This window comes from Amycolatopsis sp. NPDC034160 (assembly GCF_055575355.1).
In genome coordinates this window covers 41,574-57,306 of the sequence record NZ_JBVISU010000008.1, presented here as the reverse complement: position 1 = coordinate 57,306, position 15,733 = coordinate 41,574, and the positions used below count along the sequence as shown (strand labels likewise).

General features: G+C 67.2%; 20 protein-coding genes, 1 tRNA gene and 2 pseudogenes. 11 read left to right on the top strand and 12 right to left on the bottom strand.

Annotation, left to right across the window (positions count from 1 at the left end):
• The first annotated feature begins 67 nt into the window (after positions 1-67).
• On the top strand, positions 68-274 hold the full coding sequence (locus tag ACZ54P_RS18100) for a CsbD family protein (RefSeq protein WP_465462685.1): 207 nt from the start codon (positions 68-70) through the stop codon (positions 272-274).
• A gap of 61 nt (positions 275-335) precedes the next feature.
• Here ACZ54P_RS18100 and ACZ54P_RS18095 read toward each other — a convergent pair whose 3' ends face one another.
• The gene (locus ACZ54P_RS18095) at positions 336-1,454 is read right to left on the bottom strand and encodes a cytochrome P450 family protein (RefSeq protein ID WP_465462684.1); all 1,119 of its coding nucleotides are present in this window, start codon (positions 1,452-1,454) and stop codon (positions 336-338) included.
• Positions 1,455-1,550: 96 nt separating this feature from the next.
• Here ACZ54P_RS18095 and ACZ54P_RS18090 point away from each other — a divergent pair, with 96 nt between their 5' ends.
• The 3 genes from ACZ54P_RS18090 to ACZ54P_RS18080 all read left to right on the top strand — a co-directional run bounded on the left by ACZ54P_RS18090 (position 1,551) and on the right by ACZ54P_RS18080 (position 3,509).
• Entirely contained in the window at positions 1,551-2,018 is a 468-nt protein-coding gene (locus ACZ54P_RS18090) for a MarR family winged helix-turn-helix transcriptional regulator (RefSeq protein WP_465462683.1), read from the top strand.
• A gap of 172 nt (positions 2,019-2,190) precedes the next feature.
• Entirely contained in the window at positions 2,191-2,787 is a 597-nt protein-coding gene (gene sigK / locus ACZ54P_RS18085; RefSeq protein WP_465462682.1) for an ECF RNA polymerase sigma factor SigK, read from the top strand.
• A complete protein-coding gene (locus ACZ54P_RS18080) occupies positions 2,784-3,509 on the top strand; it encodes an anti-sigma factor (RefSeq protein ID WP_465462681.1) in 726 nt (241 codons plus the stop codon). The genes sigK and ACZ54P_RS18080 overlap by 4 nt, the downstream gene beginning before the upstream one ends.
• Here the strand turns inward: ACZ54P_RS18080 and ACZ54P_RS18075 are convergent.
• The 5 genes from ACZ54P_RS18075 to ACZ54P_RS18055 all read right to left on the bottom strand — a co-directional run bounded on the left by ACZ54P_RS18075 (position 3,506) and on the right by ACZ54P_RS18055 (position 6,325).
• Entirely contained in the window at positions 3,506-4,441 is a 936-nt protein-coding gene (locus ACZ54P_RS18075) for an SDR family NAD(P)-dependent oxidoreductase (protein WP_465462680.1), read from the bottom strand. The two genes, ACZ54P_RS18080 and ACZ54P_RS18075, sit on opposite strands and share 4 nt — an antisense overlap.
• Positions 4,442-4,451: 10 nt before the next feature.
• Positions 4,452-5,018, bottom strand: a complete 567-nt coding sequence (locus ACZ54P_RS18070) for an alkaline shock response membrane anchor protein AmaP (protein WP_465462679.1) — start codon at positions 5,016-5,018, stop codon at positions 4,452-4,454.
• Positions 5,015-5,542, bottom strand: a complete 528-nt coding sequence (locus tag ACZ54P_RS18065) for a DUF6286 domain-containing protein (RefSeq protein WP_465462678.1) — start codon at positions 5,540-5,542, stop codon at positions 5,015-5,017. Before ACZ54P_RS18065 ends, ACZ54P_RS18070 begins: the two co-directional genes overlap by 4 nt.
• A gap of 130 nt (positions 5,543-5,672) precedes the next feature.
• A complete protein-coding gene (locus ACZ54P_RS18060) occupies positions 5,673-5,849 on the bottom strand; it encodes a hypothetical protein (RefSeq protein ID WP_465462677.1) in 177 nt (58 codons plus the stop codon).
• 41 nt (positions 5,850-5,890) lie between these two features.
• Positions 5,891-6,325: an Asp23/Gls24 family envelope stress response protein gene (locus ACZ54P_RS18055; protein WP_465462676.1), complete on the bottom strand. Its 435-nt coding sequence runs from the start codon at positions 6,323-6,325 to the stop codon at positions 5,891-5,893.
• 220 nt (positions 6,326-6,545) lie between these two features.
• On the opposite strand from ACZ54P_RS18055, the gene ACZ54P_RS18050 reads away from it, so the two are divergent.
• Complete coding sequence (locus ACZ54P_RS18050; RefSeq protein ID WP_465462675.1) at positions 6,546-7,763, top strand: alkaline phosphatase; 1,218 nt, start codon at positions 6,546-6,548, stop codon at positions 7,761-7,763.
• A gap of 54 nt (positions 7,764-7,817) precedes the next feature.
• On the opposite strand, the gene ACZ54P_RS18045 is transcribed toward ACZ54P_RS18050, so the two are convergent.
• Positions 7,818-8,429, bottom strand: coding sequence for an ANTAR domain-containing response regulator (locus ACZ54P_RS18045; RefSeq protein WP_005157321.1), 612 nt, complete (start codon positions 8,427-8,429; stop codon positions 7,818-7,820).
• Positions 8,430-8,600: 171 nt separating this feature from the next.
• Here ACZ54P_RS18045 and ACZ54P_RS18040 point away from each other — a divergent pair.
• A tRNA-Leu gene (locus tag ACZ54P_RS18040) sits at positions 8,601-8,674 on the top strand.
• A 146-nt stretch (positions 8,675-8,820) separates the two neighbouring features.
• Here the strand turns inward: ACZ54P_RS18040 and ACZ54P_RS18035 are convergent.
• Positions 8,821-8,991 (bottom strand): hypothetical protein, encoded by a 171-nt coding sequence (locus ACZ54P_RS18035; RefSeq protein WP_465462674.1) that lies wholly within the window; start codon positions 8,989-8,991, stop codon positions 8,821-8,823.
• 185 nt (positions 8,992-9,176) lie between these two features.
• Between ACZ54P_RS18035 and ACZ54P_RS18030 the strand changes: the two are divergent.
• Positions 9,177-9,380: pseudogene (locus tag ACZ54P_RS18030) on the top strand (ANTAR domain-containing protein); the annotation flags it as partial.
• Positions 9,381-9,757: 377 nt separating this feature from the next.
• On the opposite strand, the gene ACZ54P_RS18025 reads toward ACZ54P_RS18030, so the two are convergent.
• The 3 genes and pseudogenes from ACZ54P_RS18025 to ACZ54P_RS18015 form a co-directional block, all read right to left on the bottom strand.
• Entirely contained in the window at positions 9,758-10,684 is a 927-nt protein-coding gene (locus tag ACZ54P_RS18025) for a YVTN family beta-propeller repeat protein (protein WP_465462673.1), read from the bottom strand.
• A gap of 1,005 nt (positions 10,685-11,689) precedes the next feature.
• A pseudogene (locus ACZ54P_RS18020) lies at positions 11,690-11,929 on the bottom strand (CoA-transferase); the annotation flags it as partial.
• Entirely contained in the window at positions 11,929-12,165 is a 237-nt protein-coding gene (locus ACZ54P_RS18015) for a CoA-transferase (protein ID WP_465462672.1), read from the bottom strand. The pseudogene ACZ54P_RS18020 and the gene ACZ54P_RS18015, both read right to left, overlap by 1 nt.
• Before the next feature lie 19 nt (positions 12,166-12,184).
• Here ACZ54P_RS18015 and ACZ54P_RS18010 point away from each other — a divergent pair, with 19 nt between their 5' ends.
• Entirely contained in the window at positions 12,185-12,415 is a 231-nt protein-coding gene (locus tag ACZ54P_RS18010) for an Orn/Lys/Arg family decarboxylase (RefSeq protein ID WP_465462671.1), read from the top strand.
• A 140-nt stretch (positions 12,416-12,555) separates the two neighbouring features.
• On the opposite strand, the gene ACZ54P_RS18005 is transcribed toward ACZ54P_RS18010, so the two are convergent.
• A complete protein-coding gene (locus ACZ54P_RS18005) occupies positions 12,556-12,879 on the bottom strand; it encodes a hypothetical protein (protein ID WP_465462670.1) in 324 nt (107 codons plus the stop codon).
• 316 nt (positions 12,880-13,195) lie between these two features.
• On the opposite strand from ACZ54P_RS18005, the gene ACZ54P_RS18000 reads away from it, so the two are divergent.
• The 3 genes from ACZ54P_RS18000 to ACZ54P_RS17990 all read left to right on the top strand — a co-directional run bounded on the left by ACZ54P_RS18000 (position 13,196) and on the right by ACZ54P_RS17990 (position 15,712).
• On the top strand, positions 13,196-13,519 hold the full coding sequence (locus tag ACZ54P_RS18000; protein ID WP_465462669.1) for a hypothetical protein: 324 nt from the start codon (positions 13,196-13,198) through the stop codon (positions 13,517-13,519).
• A 724-nt stretch (positions 13,520-14,243) separates the two neighbouring features.
• Complete coding sequence (locus ACZ54P_RS17995; RefSeq protein WP_465462668.1) at positions 14,244-14,477, top strand: phosphopantetheine-binding protein; 234 nt, start codon at positions 14,244-14,246, stop codon at positions 14,475-14,477.
• Positions 14,474-15,712: a beta-ketoacyl-[acyl-carrier-protein] synthase family protein gene (locus ACZ54P_RS17990; protein WP_465462667.1), complete on the top strand. Its 1,239-nt coding sequence runs from the start codon at positions 14,474-14,476 to the stop codon at positions 15,710-15,712. The genes ACZ54P_RS17995 and ACZ54P_RS17990 overlap by 4 nt, the downstream gene beginning before the upstream one ends.
• Positions 15,713-15,733 lie beyond the last annotated feature (21 nt).

Below are 15,733 nucleotides of genomic sequence, written 5' to 3'. Positions count from 1 at the left end.
CATGATCAAGGGTGGTCCTTCCCGTGTACGGCGCACGATCCGGGCGCCACGGACGGAGGAGGACCCGATGTCGTTGGGCGACAAGATCAGCAACAAGGCGGAAGACTTCGGCGGTAAGGCCAAGGAGGCCGCCGGCGACGCCACGGGTAACGAGGAACTGCGCACGGAGGGCCAGGCCGATCAGGCGAAGGCCGGTCTCAAGGGTGCCGTCGAGAACGTGAAGGACGCCGTCGGTGACGCGGCGGACAAGATCCGCGACACCTTCAAGAAGTAGCTGTCCTTTCCGGGCCGGGGCAGCGGATTTCCGCGCCCCGGCTCGTTTTTTTCGGGCAAGTTCAGCCGTGCAGGAGCACCGGCAGGCTGGTGAGCCGGGTGCCCTGGATGCCGCCGAGGAACCGCTGCCGGAGTCCGGCATGGGGGACGGCCAGCCGGGCTCGGGGGAATTCCGCGCGCAGGACCGACGCCACCGCCCGCAGTTCGAGGTGCGCGAGCTGGGCGCCGATGCAGAAATGCGGGCCCGCGCCGAAGGTCAGATCCGGGCCCGGTTCCCTGGCCGGGTCGGTGTTGATGCCCTGGATGTCGATGAGCACGGGGGACCTCGCGGGGAGCCGGGTCCCGGCGAGGTCGAGCTCGGTGGTCGTGAACCGCCAGAGCGTGAACGGTGCGGGCGGATGGTCTCTCAGGGTTTCGCGGACGAGGTCGTCCTCGCCCGCGGTGTCACCGTCGAGCAGCCGCGCGACCAGGAAGCCGATCGACGCGTCGGTGGTCAGTTGCCCGGCGAAGATCAACGAGAACAAGTGGTACCTCAGGTCGTCTTCGGTCGTCTCGGGCGGGACCCGGTCGCGTAGTTCCGTCGCGAGCCCGTGCCGATCCGGTGTCAGCCCGGCCGCCGCGAGGTCCGCGATCGCGGCGATGGCCTTGCCCTGCGCAGCCGGTTCCGGACTGGACATCCGGCGGCAGGCGGCCACGGCGGCGTCGAGCAGGTCGAGCGGGATGTCGAGCAGATCGAGCAGCACGGTGAGCGGGAACCGGGTGGAGAAGCCGTCCATCAGGTCGACGGTGCCCGCGCCGAGAGCCGTCAGCAGCTCTCGCGCGATTTCGTGGATCCTGCCGGATCGCGCCTGGATCCGTTTGGCGCTCAGGAGCGGGGCGTGCGCCCGTCGCAGCCGGGTGTGGTCCGGTCCGTCCAAGGTGGTGAGAGACGGCTGTTCGGCGGCCGTCTGCTCGAGTCCGGCGCGAACGGGATCCCAGCTTTCCGGGGCCGCCGCGGGGTCTTTGACGATGCCGGGGTGGGAGAGGACTTCACGGGCGAGCTTCTCCTCGGTCACGATCCACGCGCTACCGCCCGCCGGCGCGGCCACTTCGACGAGGGGACCGGCGGCGCGCAGCGCCGGGCGAACGGAATCAGGCTCGGAAATACCGCGGGTGGTCGCGGCGAACGGTTCGGGGAGCAAGATGACTCCTTCGTGAGAAAGTAGCTTCACGGTGAAGGTATATTCGAGGCCGGTAGGTTGTCAAAGCACGTTGGAGAGCCGAGGAGGACACCGTCGATGGAGGATGAGGTCGCGGCACGGAGTGCGTCCCTGCTGGACGACCTCCGGAACTTCGGGGCGAACTACACCGAGTTCACCCGGCGTTTCGCGGACTGGCTCGGCCTGCACGCCACTGACGCCGCCGCGCTGGTGGAGATCCTCTACGCCGAAGACACCGGCTCGCCGCTCTCCCCGGCCCGGCTCGGGCAACGCATCTCGCTGACCTCCGGTGCGACCACGAACCTGCTGAACCGGCTGGAGAGTCTCGGCTACGTGGTCCGGACCCGGGAGAACACCGACCGGCGGGTCGTGACCCTGCGCAGCGGCCCCGACATCCAGGGCCCCGCGCGGCAGTTCTTCGGCCCGTTCAGCGCGGGACTCGCGGCGTTGGTGGCGGAGTACCCGGCGGACGAGATCGAGCGCTTCCAGTCCTTTCTGCGACACCTGCGCTCCACAATGGACAAAGTCCTCGAGGACCAGGCCTGACGTTCTCCCCGCGTTTAGTCCTCTAATTGCGGTACTTGCGCGCGCAACTACCGCATCCAGAGGACTAAACGCGTTTCGACACGGACCAGTCCGCGGCGCCATCGGCACCGAATCCCTTCTGGACGTCATGGCAACCGCGTAGCCGGGCGTCGGGTGAGGTGGAGGCAGCTTGATGGTCGAGGGTGTGCGGACGAGTCTGCGCGAAGACGGCGGCACCGGAGCGGAGCCCGCCGAGACAAGCCTGATGCAACGGGTCGCGGCGGGCGACGAACAAGCGTTCGCCGACCTGTACGACGTCGTGTCGGGGCCGGTGTGGGGAGTGGTGAACAGGGTCGTCCGCAACGGCACGTTCGCCGAAGAGGTGACCCAGGAGGTCCTGGTGGAGGTGTGGCGGACGGCGGCGCGGTTCAAGCCGGGCAAGGGGAGCACGCTGGCCTGGGTGCTCACCATCGCGCACCGGCGGGCCGTGGACCGGGTGCGTTCGCATCAGGCGGCACTCGACCGGGACGACCGGGCGGGCAGACTCGACTTCCGGCGCCCGTTCGACGAGGTCGCCGAATCGACGATCAGCAACCTGGAGCAGCAGCGGGTGCGCCAGTGCCTGTCCGCGCTGACCGACCTGCAGCGGGAATCCGTCGTGCTGGCCTACTACAACGGCTACACCTATCCGGAGGTCGCGGAAGTGCTCAAAACCGCGCCGGGCACGGTGAAGACCCGGATCCGCGACGGCCTCATCCGGTTGCGCGACTGCTTGGGGGTCGGGCAATGACGGTCGAACCGCACACCTTGACCGGGGCTTACGCCCTGGACGCCGTCCCCGAGGAGGAGGCCGCGGCGTTCAAACGGCACCTGCGGGGTTGTTCCGCGTGCCGCCAGGAGGTCCGGGAACTACGGGAGACCGCGGCGCGGCTGGGGTCGGCGCTCGCCGCCCTGCCACCTCCGAGGCTGAGGGAAGCGACGCTGACGCAAGCCGCCCAGACCCGTCAATGGCCGCCGCTGGTCGCCGCCGTCCGGCGCGCCGAACCGGCGAAGAAGCCGTCCGTGCGGATCGCCCTGTGGGGTGCGGCCGCGGCCGCCGCCGGCGCGCTGGTATTCGGTCTGCTCACCACGAACACCGAACCGGGAACGGATCCGGCGCAACAGCGACTCGCCTCGGTGAATTCGGTGCTCACCGCTCCCGACGCCTCGACGGTGAAGGGCGGCGAGCGGGACGCGACCACGGTGGTGACCTCACGGAGTCACGGCAAGGTCGTCGTACTGGCCGGTGAGCTGCCGACGCTGGCCCCCGGCAAGGCGTACCAGGTGTGGCTCATCGGAGCGAGCGGCGCGCATTCGGCCGGACTGCTCGATCCGGATGGTCCACATCGGACTCGGCCGGTCCTCGCGGAACTGCCGGGCGGGATCGACCGGGTCGGGATCACCGTCGAACCCGCCGGAGGTTCGCGAACGCCGTCCACCCCCGCGGTCGCGATGATCCCCCTCAGCGGCTAAAGGCCGGTGAGCCGCCCGCAGGCCTGCCAGAGTTCTCGGCGCTGCGCGGCGGTTTCCCGGGTCTTGCCGACGTAATGCGTCGGCCGGGGGACGCGGTCGTGCCAGAACATCCCGTTGTACCGCCCCGGTTCCTCGGCCGCCGCGAGCCAGACGAAGGTGTCCGTCCCCTGCTCGGGGTTCCGCAGGATCGGCCGCGTCAGTTTCCGGAACGTCGGCAGCGAGGTCGCGACCCCCGGGGTGTCGGCCCAGCCGGGATGCGCGCTGTGCACGGTGACGCCGGAGCCGTCGAATGCGTCTGCCCAGAGCTCCGCCAGTACCACCTGCATCCGTTTGGTGCGCGCGTAACCGGCGGTGGGCTTGTAGTCGCCATGCAGATACTGGAGGTCGTCGGTGCGCAGCGGCTGGCCGTACATGCCGCCGGAGCTGACCCAGATCACCCGTGCCCCGTCGGCGAACCTCGGCCGGAGCGACGCGGTGAGCAGGTGCGGCCCGAGCACGTGCGTGGCCAGCATGACCTCGTTGCCCTCAGCCGTTTCCGTTCGCTCGGCGGGCATCACACCGGCGTTGTGCACGAGGACGTCGACCTCGCCGTCGAGGTCTTTCACATAGTCGCGCACGGACGAGGTCAGGCTGACGTCGCAGTGGTCGGCGATGATCCGCGAGCCGGGAGCGGCGCGCTCGATCTCGGCGCGGGCGGCTTCACCGTCGCCGCGGACCGCGATCCGGACGGTCGCGCCCAGTTTCGCCAGCCCGATGGCGGTCGCCTTGCCGAGACCGGCCTTCGCGCCGGTGACCACGGCGACCTTGCCCGCGAGCGCGTCCGGTGCCGGATCCTCGGGCCACCATCGCCGTCGCAGGTGGTGCCCGAGCCTGCTGTACCCGAGCAGAGTCCGGTCCAGCACGGTGTCGGCTGCCCTGATCACGGCGGACATGCGGTACTCCTCAGCGGATGCGGGGGCCGGCTTTGGCGGAGAAGCGGAATTCGATGGTCATCGGAAGGTTGTCGAGGTCCAGAGCCTGGCACAGCCGAGGCAGCCCCGCACCGGAGACGCGTTCGCGGATGGCGGCCAGATCGCCGTCCTGCTCGGCGCTCAGCACCACGGCCAACACCGGTGCGTCCTGGGTGCCTCCCAGCGTGGCGTGCGCGGCGTGGACACCGGCGTAGGTCGCGACCTCCGCCGCGAACGGCTCCACAGCGGTGCTCCCGGCCAGCGTGGTCCGGCCCGTGTCCTGGTCGAAACGCCAGGTGCGGGACTGGGGTTTGCGGACGGGTTGCGCGATGAGCCAGCGCAGCGTCAGCAGGCCGACGACGACCGCGGCCCCGGCGACGACGTACCAGGCCCATCCGGGCGGCATCGCCGCGACGGGCACGAGCGCGGCGCCGGGTTCGAGCAGGGGGATCCTGCCGAAATGGGTGCCGACGGCGATTACGCCGACGGCGAGCAGCACGAGTCCCGTCAACACCAGCAGGGTGCGGTTCAGCCGGGCGGGACGGTTGAGGTCGGTCATGACGCGCTCCTGGTGGCCTTGACCCGGACCCGTACGGCCGGGACGGTGGCGGGACCGAGCTGCGCGAGGCGGCGCTCGATGGCGGCGCGGACGGCGTCGGCGAGTCCCGCGGTGTTCGTCCGCCCGGTGGTCACCACCGAGACGATCCTGCGCCGCTTGACCTTCAGCTTCGCCGCCGAGACGCCGTCCACAGTGGACGCGGCGGCCCGCAGCGTCGACCGGTGACCGCGCCGGGAGGCGCCGGAGTCCGGGCCGCCTTCGAGCGGCAGCACGGTCGGCTTCCCCGGGACGATCGCGCTCACGATCAGGAACAGGCCGATCAGTGCGACACCACCGCCGGCGAGCGCGGGAAGCGGATCACTCCATCGGGTTCCGTGGAGCGTGGACGCGACGGCGTCGTAGCTGATCCACGGCTGCTCCCCGAGGATCGTCTGGACCGCGACGGTGGCGGCCAGCGCACATCCGGCGAGCACCACGAGTCCGACGAGCACGGCCGGGACACTGCGGCGAGGGCGTCGTTTCATCGGACCCTCCTCGGTGCGGATTGGGTGGAATGCAGAGCCGTGACGGTGATGTCGACCCGTGTGACGGTCAGGCCCGAGAGCTCACCGACCCGGTGGATCAGGTGCTCCCGCGCGGCGGCGGTCATGGCGGTCAGCCCCTGTCGCGGCTAGCCAGGGCCGAAAGGTCCAGCTTGCCGTCGAGGAACCGGCCGACCAGCAGGCCGAGGGCGGCGAGGACGAGTACGACGAGGAAGGCACCGAAGCCGCCGAAGGCGCCTGCCACGCCGAGAACGAGACCGGTCAGCAGGCCGAGATGAGTGGCGTTCATGAACGTTCTCCTTGCGGTAGGGCGCGCTTCGGCGCCGGTGGTCACTGGACCCGGCCGGATTCGGTGTTCTCGTCGCTTTCGTCGTCACCCGGGAGGTAGACATCGGACACGTTGATGTTGACCTCGACGACCTCGAGTCCGGTCATCTGCTCGACGGCGCCGATCACGTTGCGGCGCACCGACTTGGCGAGTTCTGCGATCGCGACGCCGTATTCGACGACGATCTGCAGGTCGACCGCGGCCTGGCGCTCGCCGACCTCGACGGAGACACCCTGCCCGGCGGACCCGGTGGCGCCCGGGATGCGCTCGCGCAACGCGTTGAACGCCCGCACGGCGCCGCCGCCGAGCGCGTGGACCCCGGTGATCTCACGGGTCGCGAGGCCCGCGACCTTTTGCACGACGGTGTCGGCGATCGTGGTGACGCCCTGCGGCGAGACGAGCGCGCTGTTCTCGGCGGGGGCGGTGGGGTTCGTCATCGCAGTCTCCTTGATTCGGATTCCGTTGCCGGTGGCGGAAGTTCGCGGGTCCCCCGGTTCGCTTCCACATCCCATAGACCCAGCCGTACGAAGATCGTCACGACCCGATCGTGTGGTCTGGATCTCATCGGCCGTGGGTATGTCCTCCAGAGCGCTGCCCCTGGCCTTCTCGGCCGCTCTCTGTTAGGAAAGGTTCCTAACTAAGCGGACGGGAGTCGACATGCGCGGACGCGGTCTTGCGGCGGCGACGGTTCTGGTGGTCTTGTGCGGGGGTTCGGCCGCGGTCGCGCAGACGACCACGGCGGAATCCGGGGCGCGGGTGGCGCGTAACATCATCTACCTCCAAGGCGACGGCCTCGGCCTTGGCCAGCGTGACCTGCTTCGACTGGCGCTCAAGGGCAAACGCGGCGAACTGGCGATGGACGGGCTCGCGGTGACCGGTCTCGTGCGGACGTCGTCGGACGACGAGGACGAGATCGTCACCGACTCGGCCGCGGCGGCCACCGCGCTGGCGACCGGGCACAAGACGCGCAACGGCGCCGTCGGCATGGACGTCCACGGCCGTCCGGTGGAAACGATCCTCGAACGGGCGAAGCGGGCGGGGAAGTCGACCGGTTTGGTCACCACCGCGCAGGTGACCGGTGCCTCGCCCGCCGCGTTCGCGGCGCATGTCCCGAGCCGGGATTCGCAGAGCGACATCGCGAAGCAGTACATCGAGAACAGCCGCCCGGACGTCCTGCTCGGCGGGGGTGAGGACTGGTGGTACCCGAAGGGGAATCCCGGTCTCTGGCCGGACAAGCCGGGAGAGGAGAGCCGCAGCCCGTACGGCAACCTCGTCGAACGCGCGCAGCGGACGGGCTACACCTACGTGCGGGACGGCGACGAACTGCGGAACACGCGGTCGAACCGGATACTCGGCCTGTTCGCGAACGAGGACATGGTCGACTACGGCCCGGACGGCGTCGGGAAGTACGCGCCACGAGTGCCGCTCCAGCAGATGGCGCGCAAGGCCCTGGACACGCTGTCGAAGAACCCGCGCGGTTTCTTCCTGTTCCTGGAGGAAGAAGGAACCGACGGGATGTCGCACGAGAACAACGCGCACGGCGTGATCGACGCGGGCAGGGCACTCGACGCCACGATCGCCGAGGTCATGCGCTTCGTCCGCGCGCATCCCGACACGCTGGTGATCATCGGCGGCGACCATGAGACCGGCGGACTGAGCATCGAGAACTACGACGCCTCCGACACTGACCCTGATCAGGACGGCCCGTTCGACGTACCGGGCTCGAAGCTCCAGTTCACTGTGGACTGGACGACGCACGACCACACCGCTTCCGACACCCCGGTCACCGCCGAAGGCCCCGGCTCCGTCCGATTGGGTGGCACGGTCGAGAACACCGACGTCTATCGCGTGATGCGGATGGCAAGCGGGCTCTGAGCGAAAAGGCCACCTCCGGGATGGAGGTGGCCTTCGCGGCTATGGCGGGGTCCGTCAGCCGATGCTCTCGACGACGGCCTCGGCCACCGCCTTCATCGTGGTGCGACGGTCCATCGCGGTGCGCTGTATCCAGCGGAAAGCGTCCGGCTCGGTCAGCCCCTGGCGGCTCATCAGCAGCCCCTTGGCCCGGTCGATGACCTTGCGGGTCTCGAGCCTGTCGGTCAGGCCCGCGACCTCGGATTCGAGTGCCTGGAGCTCGGCGAACCGGCTCACGGCCAGCTCGATGGCGGGCACCAGGTCGCGCTTGGCGAACGGCTTGACCAGGTACGCCATCGTGCCGGCGTCCCTGGCCCGCTCGACAAGGTCACGCTGGCTGAACGCGGTCAAAATGACGACCGGCGCGATCCGGTCGCCGGTGATCTTGGACGCGGCCTCGATACCGTCGAGCTTGGGCATCTTGACGTCGAGAATCACCAGGTCGGGCTTCAATTCGGTGGCCAGGTTGATGGCCTGCTCGCCATCGCCCGCCTCACCGACGACCTCGTAGCCCTCTTCGCGGAGCATCTCGACGAGGTCGAGACGGATGAGGGCCTCGTCTTCGGCCACGAGCACCCGCCGCTGGGGTGCGGCGACGGCACCATTGGCCTCGGCAGCCTGCTCGGTCACCGGGGTCCTCCTGAAGGTCGTCGGGCAGTTCGGCTCGCGGTCAGTCCGCGAACCTGAAGCCTACCGGGAACGATCCAGTCGGCGAGATGGCGTTCACCACGTCAGACGGGCGTCACACTCCGGGCCCCGCGAGAAGCGCGCGGCCGCGATCCCGTAAAGTTCACCCCGCACGCCCCCGTAGCCCAACTGGCAGAGGCAACGGATTCAAAACCCGTCCAGTGTGAGTTCGAATCTCACCGGGGGCACTCGCAGGATGCACATTCGTTCCCACCTGCGCAGCTTTGCTGCGAGGCGGTATCACCGATGGAAGTGATCGAGTCCGGGCCGGTGGGCAGGGTGGCCGTGATGGTCGCTTCGTCGGTCTTGTAGTGGACCTTGATCGTGAGCTGCGTCAGGTCGAACTGGCGGTGAAGCAGGTCTGCTGGGCGTGGCGCAGGTTGGCCTTCAGATACGGCAAGGCGTCCAGCAGGTTCGCTTGGTACAGGTTCGATGGGCGTGGGGCGTCGGCATCGTCGGTGATTCGGCTTAACGCGTCGAGGAGTGTTTTGCGCTCGTTGAACACCTCGTTGCAGCGCTGCCTGAGGCCTTGGGTGAAGGTGATGGAATTTACATTCCACGCGACGCTACGAAACCCGGAAGATGCTGCGATGGCTGCAAACCCAGCTCTCTGGGGACACAGTGGCCGACAATTCCTGCGGCTTGGTTGGCCGAGCACAGTAAGAAAGCACGGCTGCAAGATACGGTCACTCTGCTGACCATCGACGCCGGGCACTCCGGCGCCGTCAATTGCTACAGCGTCCAGGCCAGGCCGAAGGCATTCTCATGGCGATCCGGCAGATTTCCGCCGACGAGGCGTTCTCCCTGCTCGTCGAGCAGTCACAACGCGAAAACGTCAAACTCCGCGACCTCGCCGCTCGCTTCGTCGCGCACGCCATCGGAAACCAGCCCTAGAACCACAGTCCATGACCTCAAACTCTTCCAATGCGGTAGTTCTGCAACGCCGTCGCCGGTTTCCGCGACGATGAAGGTCATGACCGATGACGCGTGGCCGGGGTCCGCCAGTCCGCCCTTACTGCCGAGTTCGATGTCTTCGGCGGTGAAGCGACTGCCTGAGCTGACCCGATCCGCGATGTGGTGTACCGCGGCCGTGATCGCGGTTCTGACCGCAGGCGCGGTGACCGTGCTGTGGTGGCCGGCTACTGCCGGGCTCGCTGGCGCGGACCTGGTCAAGGCACGACTTGATGCACTGAAGATTGGGGTCGGCAGCGGCGGGGTGGTCGCGCTCTACCTCGCCTGGCGCCTGCTCGGCAGACCCGCCGCGGTTTGGCTCAGCCGGTCACGGTCACGCCCTCCGGCTGCTGGCCTACCGGCACCATGGAGACCTGTTTCGACGTGGCGGTGTCCACGATCGACATGGTGTTCGACGCGGTGTTGGTGATGTAGACGAAGCTGTTGTCCGGGGCCGCGGCTGCTCCCTCCGGCCGTCGGTTCACCGGGGAGGTGGAAGTGGTGCCCACGCCGGGGAAATTGATGACCGAAATGGTGTCGGCACCTGCGTTGGCGACGTAGACGACCTCGCGTGGTGTCACCGAGAGACCCATGGGGGCGTCGCCGACCGGAATCGTGGTGATGGGGCGGCCGGTCGTGGTTCCGACGACGGTGACCGTGTCGTCGCCGGTGTTGGCGACGTAGATCCGGTCACCGCGCGGCCCGACGGCGATACCCGCCGGGAAGCGGCCGACCGGAACGGTGCCGACGGGTTTGTTGATCCGCGTGTCGATCACCGTCACGCTGCTCCCGCCGTTGTTGGTCACGTAGATCCGGCTGCCGTCCGGGCTGGCGACCGGCGTGTGCGGGAATCGTCCGACCGGAATTTCGGCGACGGCCTTTTGCGCGGCGATGTCGATCACGGTGACCGAGTCGGAGCCGAAGTTGGAGACGTAGGCGTAGGTGGCGGTGGCCGCCACACCGAACGGTGTGTCGCCGACCGGGATGGTGGCGACGACGATCTGAGTGCGGGCGTCCAGCACGGACACCGTGTCGGATTGCTCGTTGGTGACATAAACGCGGTCACCGTTCGGCGTCGCGCCGACTCCCACCGGCCCGTCACCCACGCCTACGGTCGCGATCACTTCGCCGAGCCGGGTGTCGTACACGGTGACATTGTCCGACCCGGTATTGGCCACGAAGACGAGGACCTGCGGTGGGTAGGCGGCAGCAGGAGTCGGAACGATCAGGGCGACGACTAGCACCATTAGGGCGATGAAGCTTCGAATGGGTGAGGGGCGGACCCACCCAGGGTTGGATGTGCGCCTTCTCAAGAGAGCAGGCATGAACGGCTCCTCGATGACGAGACATACGCGCTAAGGGCAAAAGATCTGATAGCAGCCGTGTGGTGCGAGGCGGTGGCCCCTGTTCCCGCAGCTGGGACGCTGGTGAGCGTCCGGAGCGCTGCTGCTCCCGTCACCCTAACGGCCTAGGGTGCGATCTCGCTGCGTAATAGCACGAGTTCCCACACGTTGAGTGACAACGCCATCACCTCAGTGTGACAACTTGAACTCTCTGTGACGTGACTACGTTTCATTCACTCCAATCCACGAAGGTAAACACGTTGGTTCCGTTTACAGGTGGGGCGATCTCTGTCCATACGGTGGGCTTACTTCATTCTGTTTGCCGCCCACGTCGCGCATGGAGGACGGATGAGGCTGCTCTCGCAGGTCAGCGGCCGAGCTGCGGATTGGACCGATACGAGCCGTGCCCTGACGGACACGATCACGGAATGCGGGCGTTCACCATGCGCGGACCACACGAGACCTGGCAGGTGAAGCTGTTGGGCCTCCTCCGCGCTCGGCCTCAGTCCGCACCGAATTACAAAGTATTCGAGTAGGTGGTCACGAGAGAGAAACTCGCCGCAGGTGCCCGAGATGGAGCAAGGGCGGTGAGCCGGGCGAGTGCGGTATGGAAACCCTCAGGTTCCATACCGTCATGTCCAACGTTCGGCGTCGATCTCGGCGTGGCGGCTTACAGCCGAAGGTCGCCCGGCCGACGGTGGCCGAATACGGCGATATGCTGAGGCTTTTTCGCCTGTACGGAGTCTGGTGCGGAGGGCGACGTGTTGATCTGTGACGACCTCGTCGCTGGCGGCGGGGTATACCGTTGCTAGAGCTGCTGAATCTAGAGCAGAAGAAGTCTCACGGTCACTGGGTCCTCCTCGAAGTATGGTCGGGGTACGGCGGTTTGCTCATGCGAGCGGACGCGTCGGCACGGCGACGGGCGCGCCGGGTTTCTTTGCCCGCGTTGATGAGGTCCGGGTCGACCTGGTCTTGGGTGGGGTAGGGGCCGGTTCCGAGGATGCCGTTCTCGGAGTGCAACACGACGTGGACGCCGTCGGGGATGTGGTTGGGGACGAGGGTCGGCAGGCCGATGCCGAGGTTGACGTAGCTGCCGTCGGTGAGTTCGGTGGCGGCGCGGGCGGCCATCTGGTCGCGGGTCCAGGGCATCAGGGTGTTGTCCTTTCGAGGGTGGTGTGGCGTTCGATGGGTTTGTCGGTGGCTTGGTCGGTGGTGAGTTCGACGATGCGGTGGACGTAGATGCCCGGTACGTGGATCTGGTCGGGGTCCAGGTCGCCGGGTTCGACGAGTTGGTCGACTTCGGCGATGGTGACGCGTCCGGCGGTCGCGGCGAGGGTGGTGAAGTTGGCGGCGGAGCGGCGGAGGATCAGGTTTCCGTGCCTCATTCGCGGTGGAACGGAACCGGTGCGCCTCGCCGACATCGCCGGACGTACCGTCGCGACGCAGGCCGTCACCACTCCACCGGGAATCCCGGTGCTCATGCCCGGCGAGAGCACCGGCGACGCGGACGGTCCCGTGTGGCGTTATCTGCGCGCGCTGGAAACATTCGACCGGGAATTCCCCGGTTTCCCCAGTGAGACCCATGGTGTCAGCCGGGATCTCGAGGGAAGCTACTGGATCACCTGCCTGCGGTAACCACGCCGGTGACACTTAGTGTCGTGTAGTCCGTGTTGCCAAAACCACTGGATCCACAGCGGACGCAAGGCAACAGGATCACGCGACACCAGGCCGCTTGTTTCGCTGCGCATCGACGTCGTTCCAGGCGGAACGGCCCTTCAGGTCGAGTGCGGAGACTTCCGGTCAGGCGAAGCGAGCGCGCGCCGTCTGATGCGTGTACAGGCGATCCAAGCGCTGATCAGTCCGGCCGGAACCAGGATCAGCTCCCACACGAGAATCTCTCCTGGGGTGGACCCGTCGCGTCTTTCCGCCATCAACCAGGCGAGTCCGGCAAAGATCAGACCTGAGGCGAAGGTACTGAGCACTCGATGCTTCCCCGCCCAGGCGTCCACCTTCGCCGATCGTTCGGCATCCAGCCGTGCAGCACGCGGAGAACGAACCTTGATCGCGAGTTCGCGGCCGATCCAGGAACCCAACCCCATGAACCACCAGTCCTTGTCGTGACAGCCGCGCCGCGGCTTGGCAACCCCGAGTGAAAGTCATGACGTCACCTAGCTGGTACCCGCCCTGTCACTCCGGAAAACGGTGTCGCGCACACTTCCGCTCGGTGACCTGCCGTGCCTTGCCACCCCACCCTCGGACGACCCGGCAGTATCGAAATGATGCCGTCTCGCGAAGCTCCGGCGCGTCCCGGATCGAGCAGGTATGACCGAGAGTGTCACAGCCAGTGATCGCCCATGGCCATCACAACGAGTTCGGGCTGCCCCCGGACGGCGCTCGAAACACTGAAGTACCAGGGTGATCCGCTCGCCGACGCCGTCGTCACCGACCTGGTGGCCGTCGAGCGAATTGGTCGCCGCGATGGTCCGACAGGTCGTCACCGACTTGCTCGAGGTGCCGCGCTCACGTGGCTGGGACCGTGCGGTCGATGCAGGCGTACAGGCCATGCGACTGCTGGAGGACCGCAGCCGGGCGGCCACGGCGGTGCTCGACAAGGCGAGCAGTCTTCCGCTCGGCGGCAGCGTCCGCACCCTCACCAACGGCCAGTCGACCGCCTTGACCATCCCGGCCGACCTTCGGGAGAAGTGGCTCGCCGCGGGCGTCTGCCCGACCACGCCGTAGCGGACATGACACCAGGCGCAGAAACGCCGCGCTCAAGACGAACGAACAGAGCCGAGCGGCGATTCCCACGGTCGTGTCACGGAAGTCGTCGCTCCGGCCATCTTGTGGTCACTGGTTCGAGTGTATTGTGCGTGCGCGTATTGACGGGGGCGCTCGAGTAATAAACGCCGAGTCGCCGCTGGTCAGTCCCAAGTCGGTCGTCATGGCTGGATGTCCACATTGCCGGCCGGAGTTTCCTGGGGGAGGGGTATGTGGCAGTGACCATAAGACGAGGTTATGGTTTGTTTCGCGTGTGGGTCACGTTGCACGATGCGCTGACGTCAATCGTGGCAGCTCGATGGGCGATCGGAGTTGAACGCTGGGACGGATGTGGGAAGCCGGGCGACTGACCCGATGCTTGTCGGTCGTCTTCTGGCTTGTATGCTCGTTCACGGACGATAACGCGAACAATAGTGGCGCGCCAACGCTTCTCCCTTGACGGCAACGCCCCCGTCGCGTGCGGGTCCGCCCTGGAAGTGGGCCATCCTTTCGTTGCAGGCCTTCTTCTTATCGCTGAACTTGCCATTTATGACAATTGTTCGAAAATTCGTTCCGGCGTTTTTCACTCCATCGAGTCAAAAAGTGAAAGTTTAGCCTGTCAGGGGTATAAACGCAGTCTGTGGGCATCTGCTGCTGTGTCGTGACAACGGCAGGATGCGAAGATCGAATAGGAGGCAATGCCAGCGTGACCGTCGCAGAAGAGATCACCATCCTCTTGACCCGAAAATTCGGGGTGGAACCGGCCGAAGTTCGTTCCGGAGCTTCACTGCACCAATTGGGCATGGACTCCCTCGCTTTGGAAGAGTTGCGTGTGCTCCTCGAGGAGAACCTGAGCATCGACCTCGAAGACGTCCAGTTGACCTCCCGGGAGACCGTGGAACAGTTGGCCGCGGTCGTCGACGAGAAGCTCGCCGCATGACGGCACCGCGTCTCACCGCCGCAGTGACGGGTCTGGGGCTGGTCACCGCGGCGGGAGTCGGAGCCGAGATCGCTTGGCGTGGTGTGACACAACCCGGCGGCGTCAAGGGGGTGCGACACCAGGACGAACTTAGCGGTCTGTCGTGCGACTTCATGTACACCGTCGACGACCTCGACACCGTGAGCCTGCTGGGCGTACCGGCGTTGCGGATGATGGACCGGTTCTCGCAGCTCGCGGTGATCGCGGCGCGGGAAGCGGTGGCGGACGCGGGTCTCGACACCTCGGTTTGGGAGACGGATCGGATCGCGGTGGTCATCGGCTCGGCCCACGGCGGCCTCCCCTTCTACGACCAGCAAAGCACCGTCCTCGCCGAAAAAGGCGCACGCCGTGTCTCGCCCAAGCTCGCACCGATGACCACGGTGAACAGCGCCGCCAGCAGTGTCTGCATGGACCTCGGCGCGCGCGGACCGAGCTTGAGTGTCTCCACCGCATGCTCCTCGGGCACGGTCGCGATCGGCACCGCCCTGCAGCTGCTGCGCTCGGGTGCGTGCGACATCGTCATCGCGGGTGGCGCCGAATCCGTGTGCTCCCGCTTGCTGATCGCCAGTGCCTGCCAGATGAGGGCGGTGTCCACGCGCCGGGACGATCCGTCGACGGCGTGCCGTCCGTTCGATGCCGACCGCGACGGTTTCGTGGTCGGCGAGGGTGCCGGTCTGGTCGTCTTGGAGCGACCCGATCACGCCGTCGCTCGCGGAGCGCGTGTACGGGCGGGCATCGCGGGCTACGGCGCCTCCAGCGACGCCTACGCGGCGGTGGCACCGGAACCCGACGGCAAGGGAATCGAGCGTGCGCTGCGGACCGCGCTGGACGACGCGGGCGTGGCGCCGGCCGAAGTGGGCCATGTCAATGCCCACGGGACGTCCACCGTGATGAACGACCTCATCGAGGCGACCATGCTGCGCCGGGTCCTCGGCGAGGAGCCGCTGGTGACCTCGACCAAGCCGATGACCGGGCACACTCTCGGCGCGGCGGGGGGCATCGAGACCGCGTTGACCGTGCTGGCCCTGGAACGGCAATTGGTGCCGCCCACGGCGAACTTCCAGACCAGGGACATCCGCATACCGATCGACGTGGTGACCAAGGAAGCCCGGACTGCCGAGTTCGAGTGCGCGGTCAAGATCTCGATGGGCTTCGGCGGCCACAACGCCGCCCTCGTCCTTACAAAAGGCTGCTGAGCCCTGGCTCGACACCACATT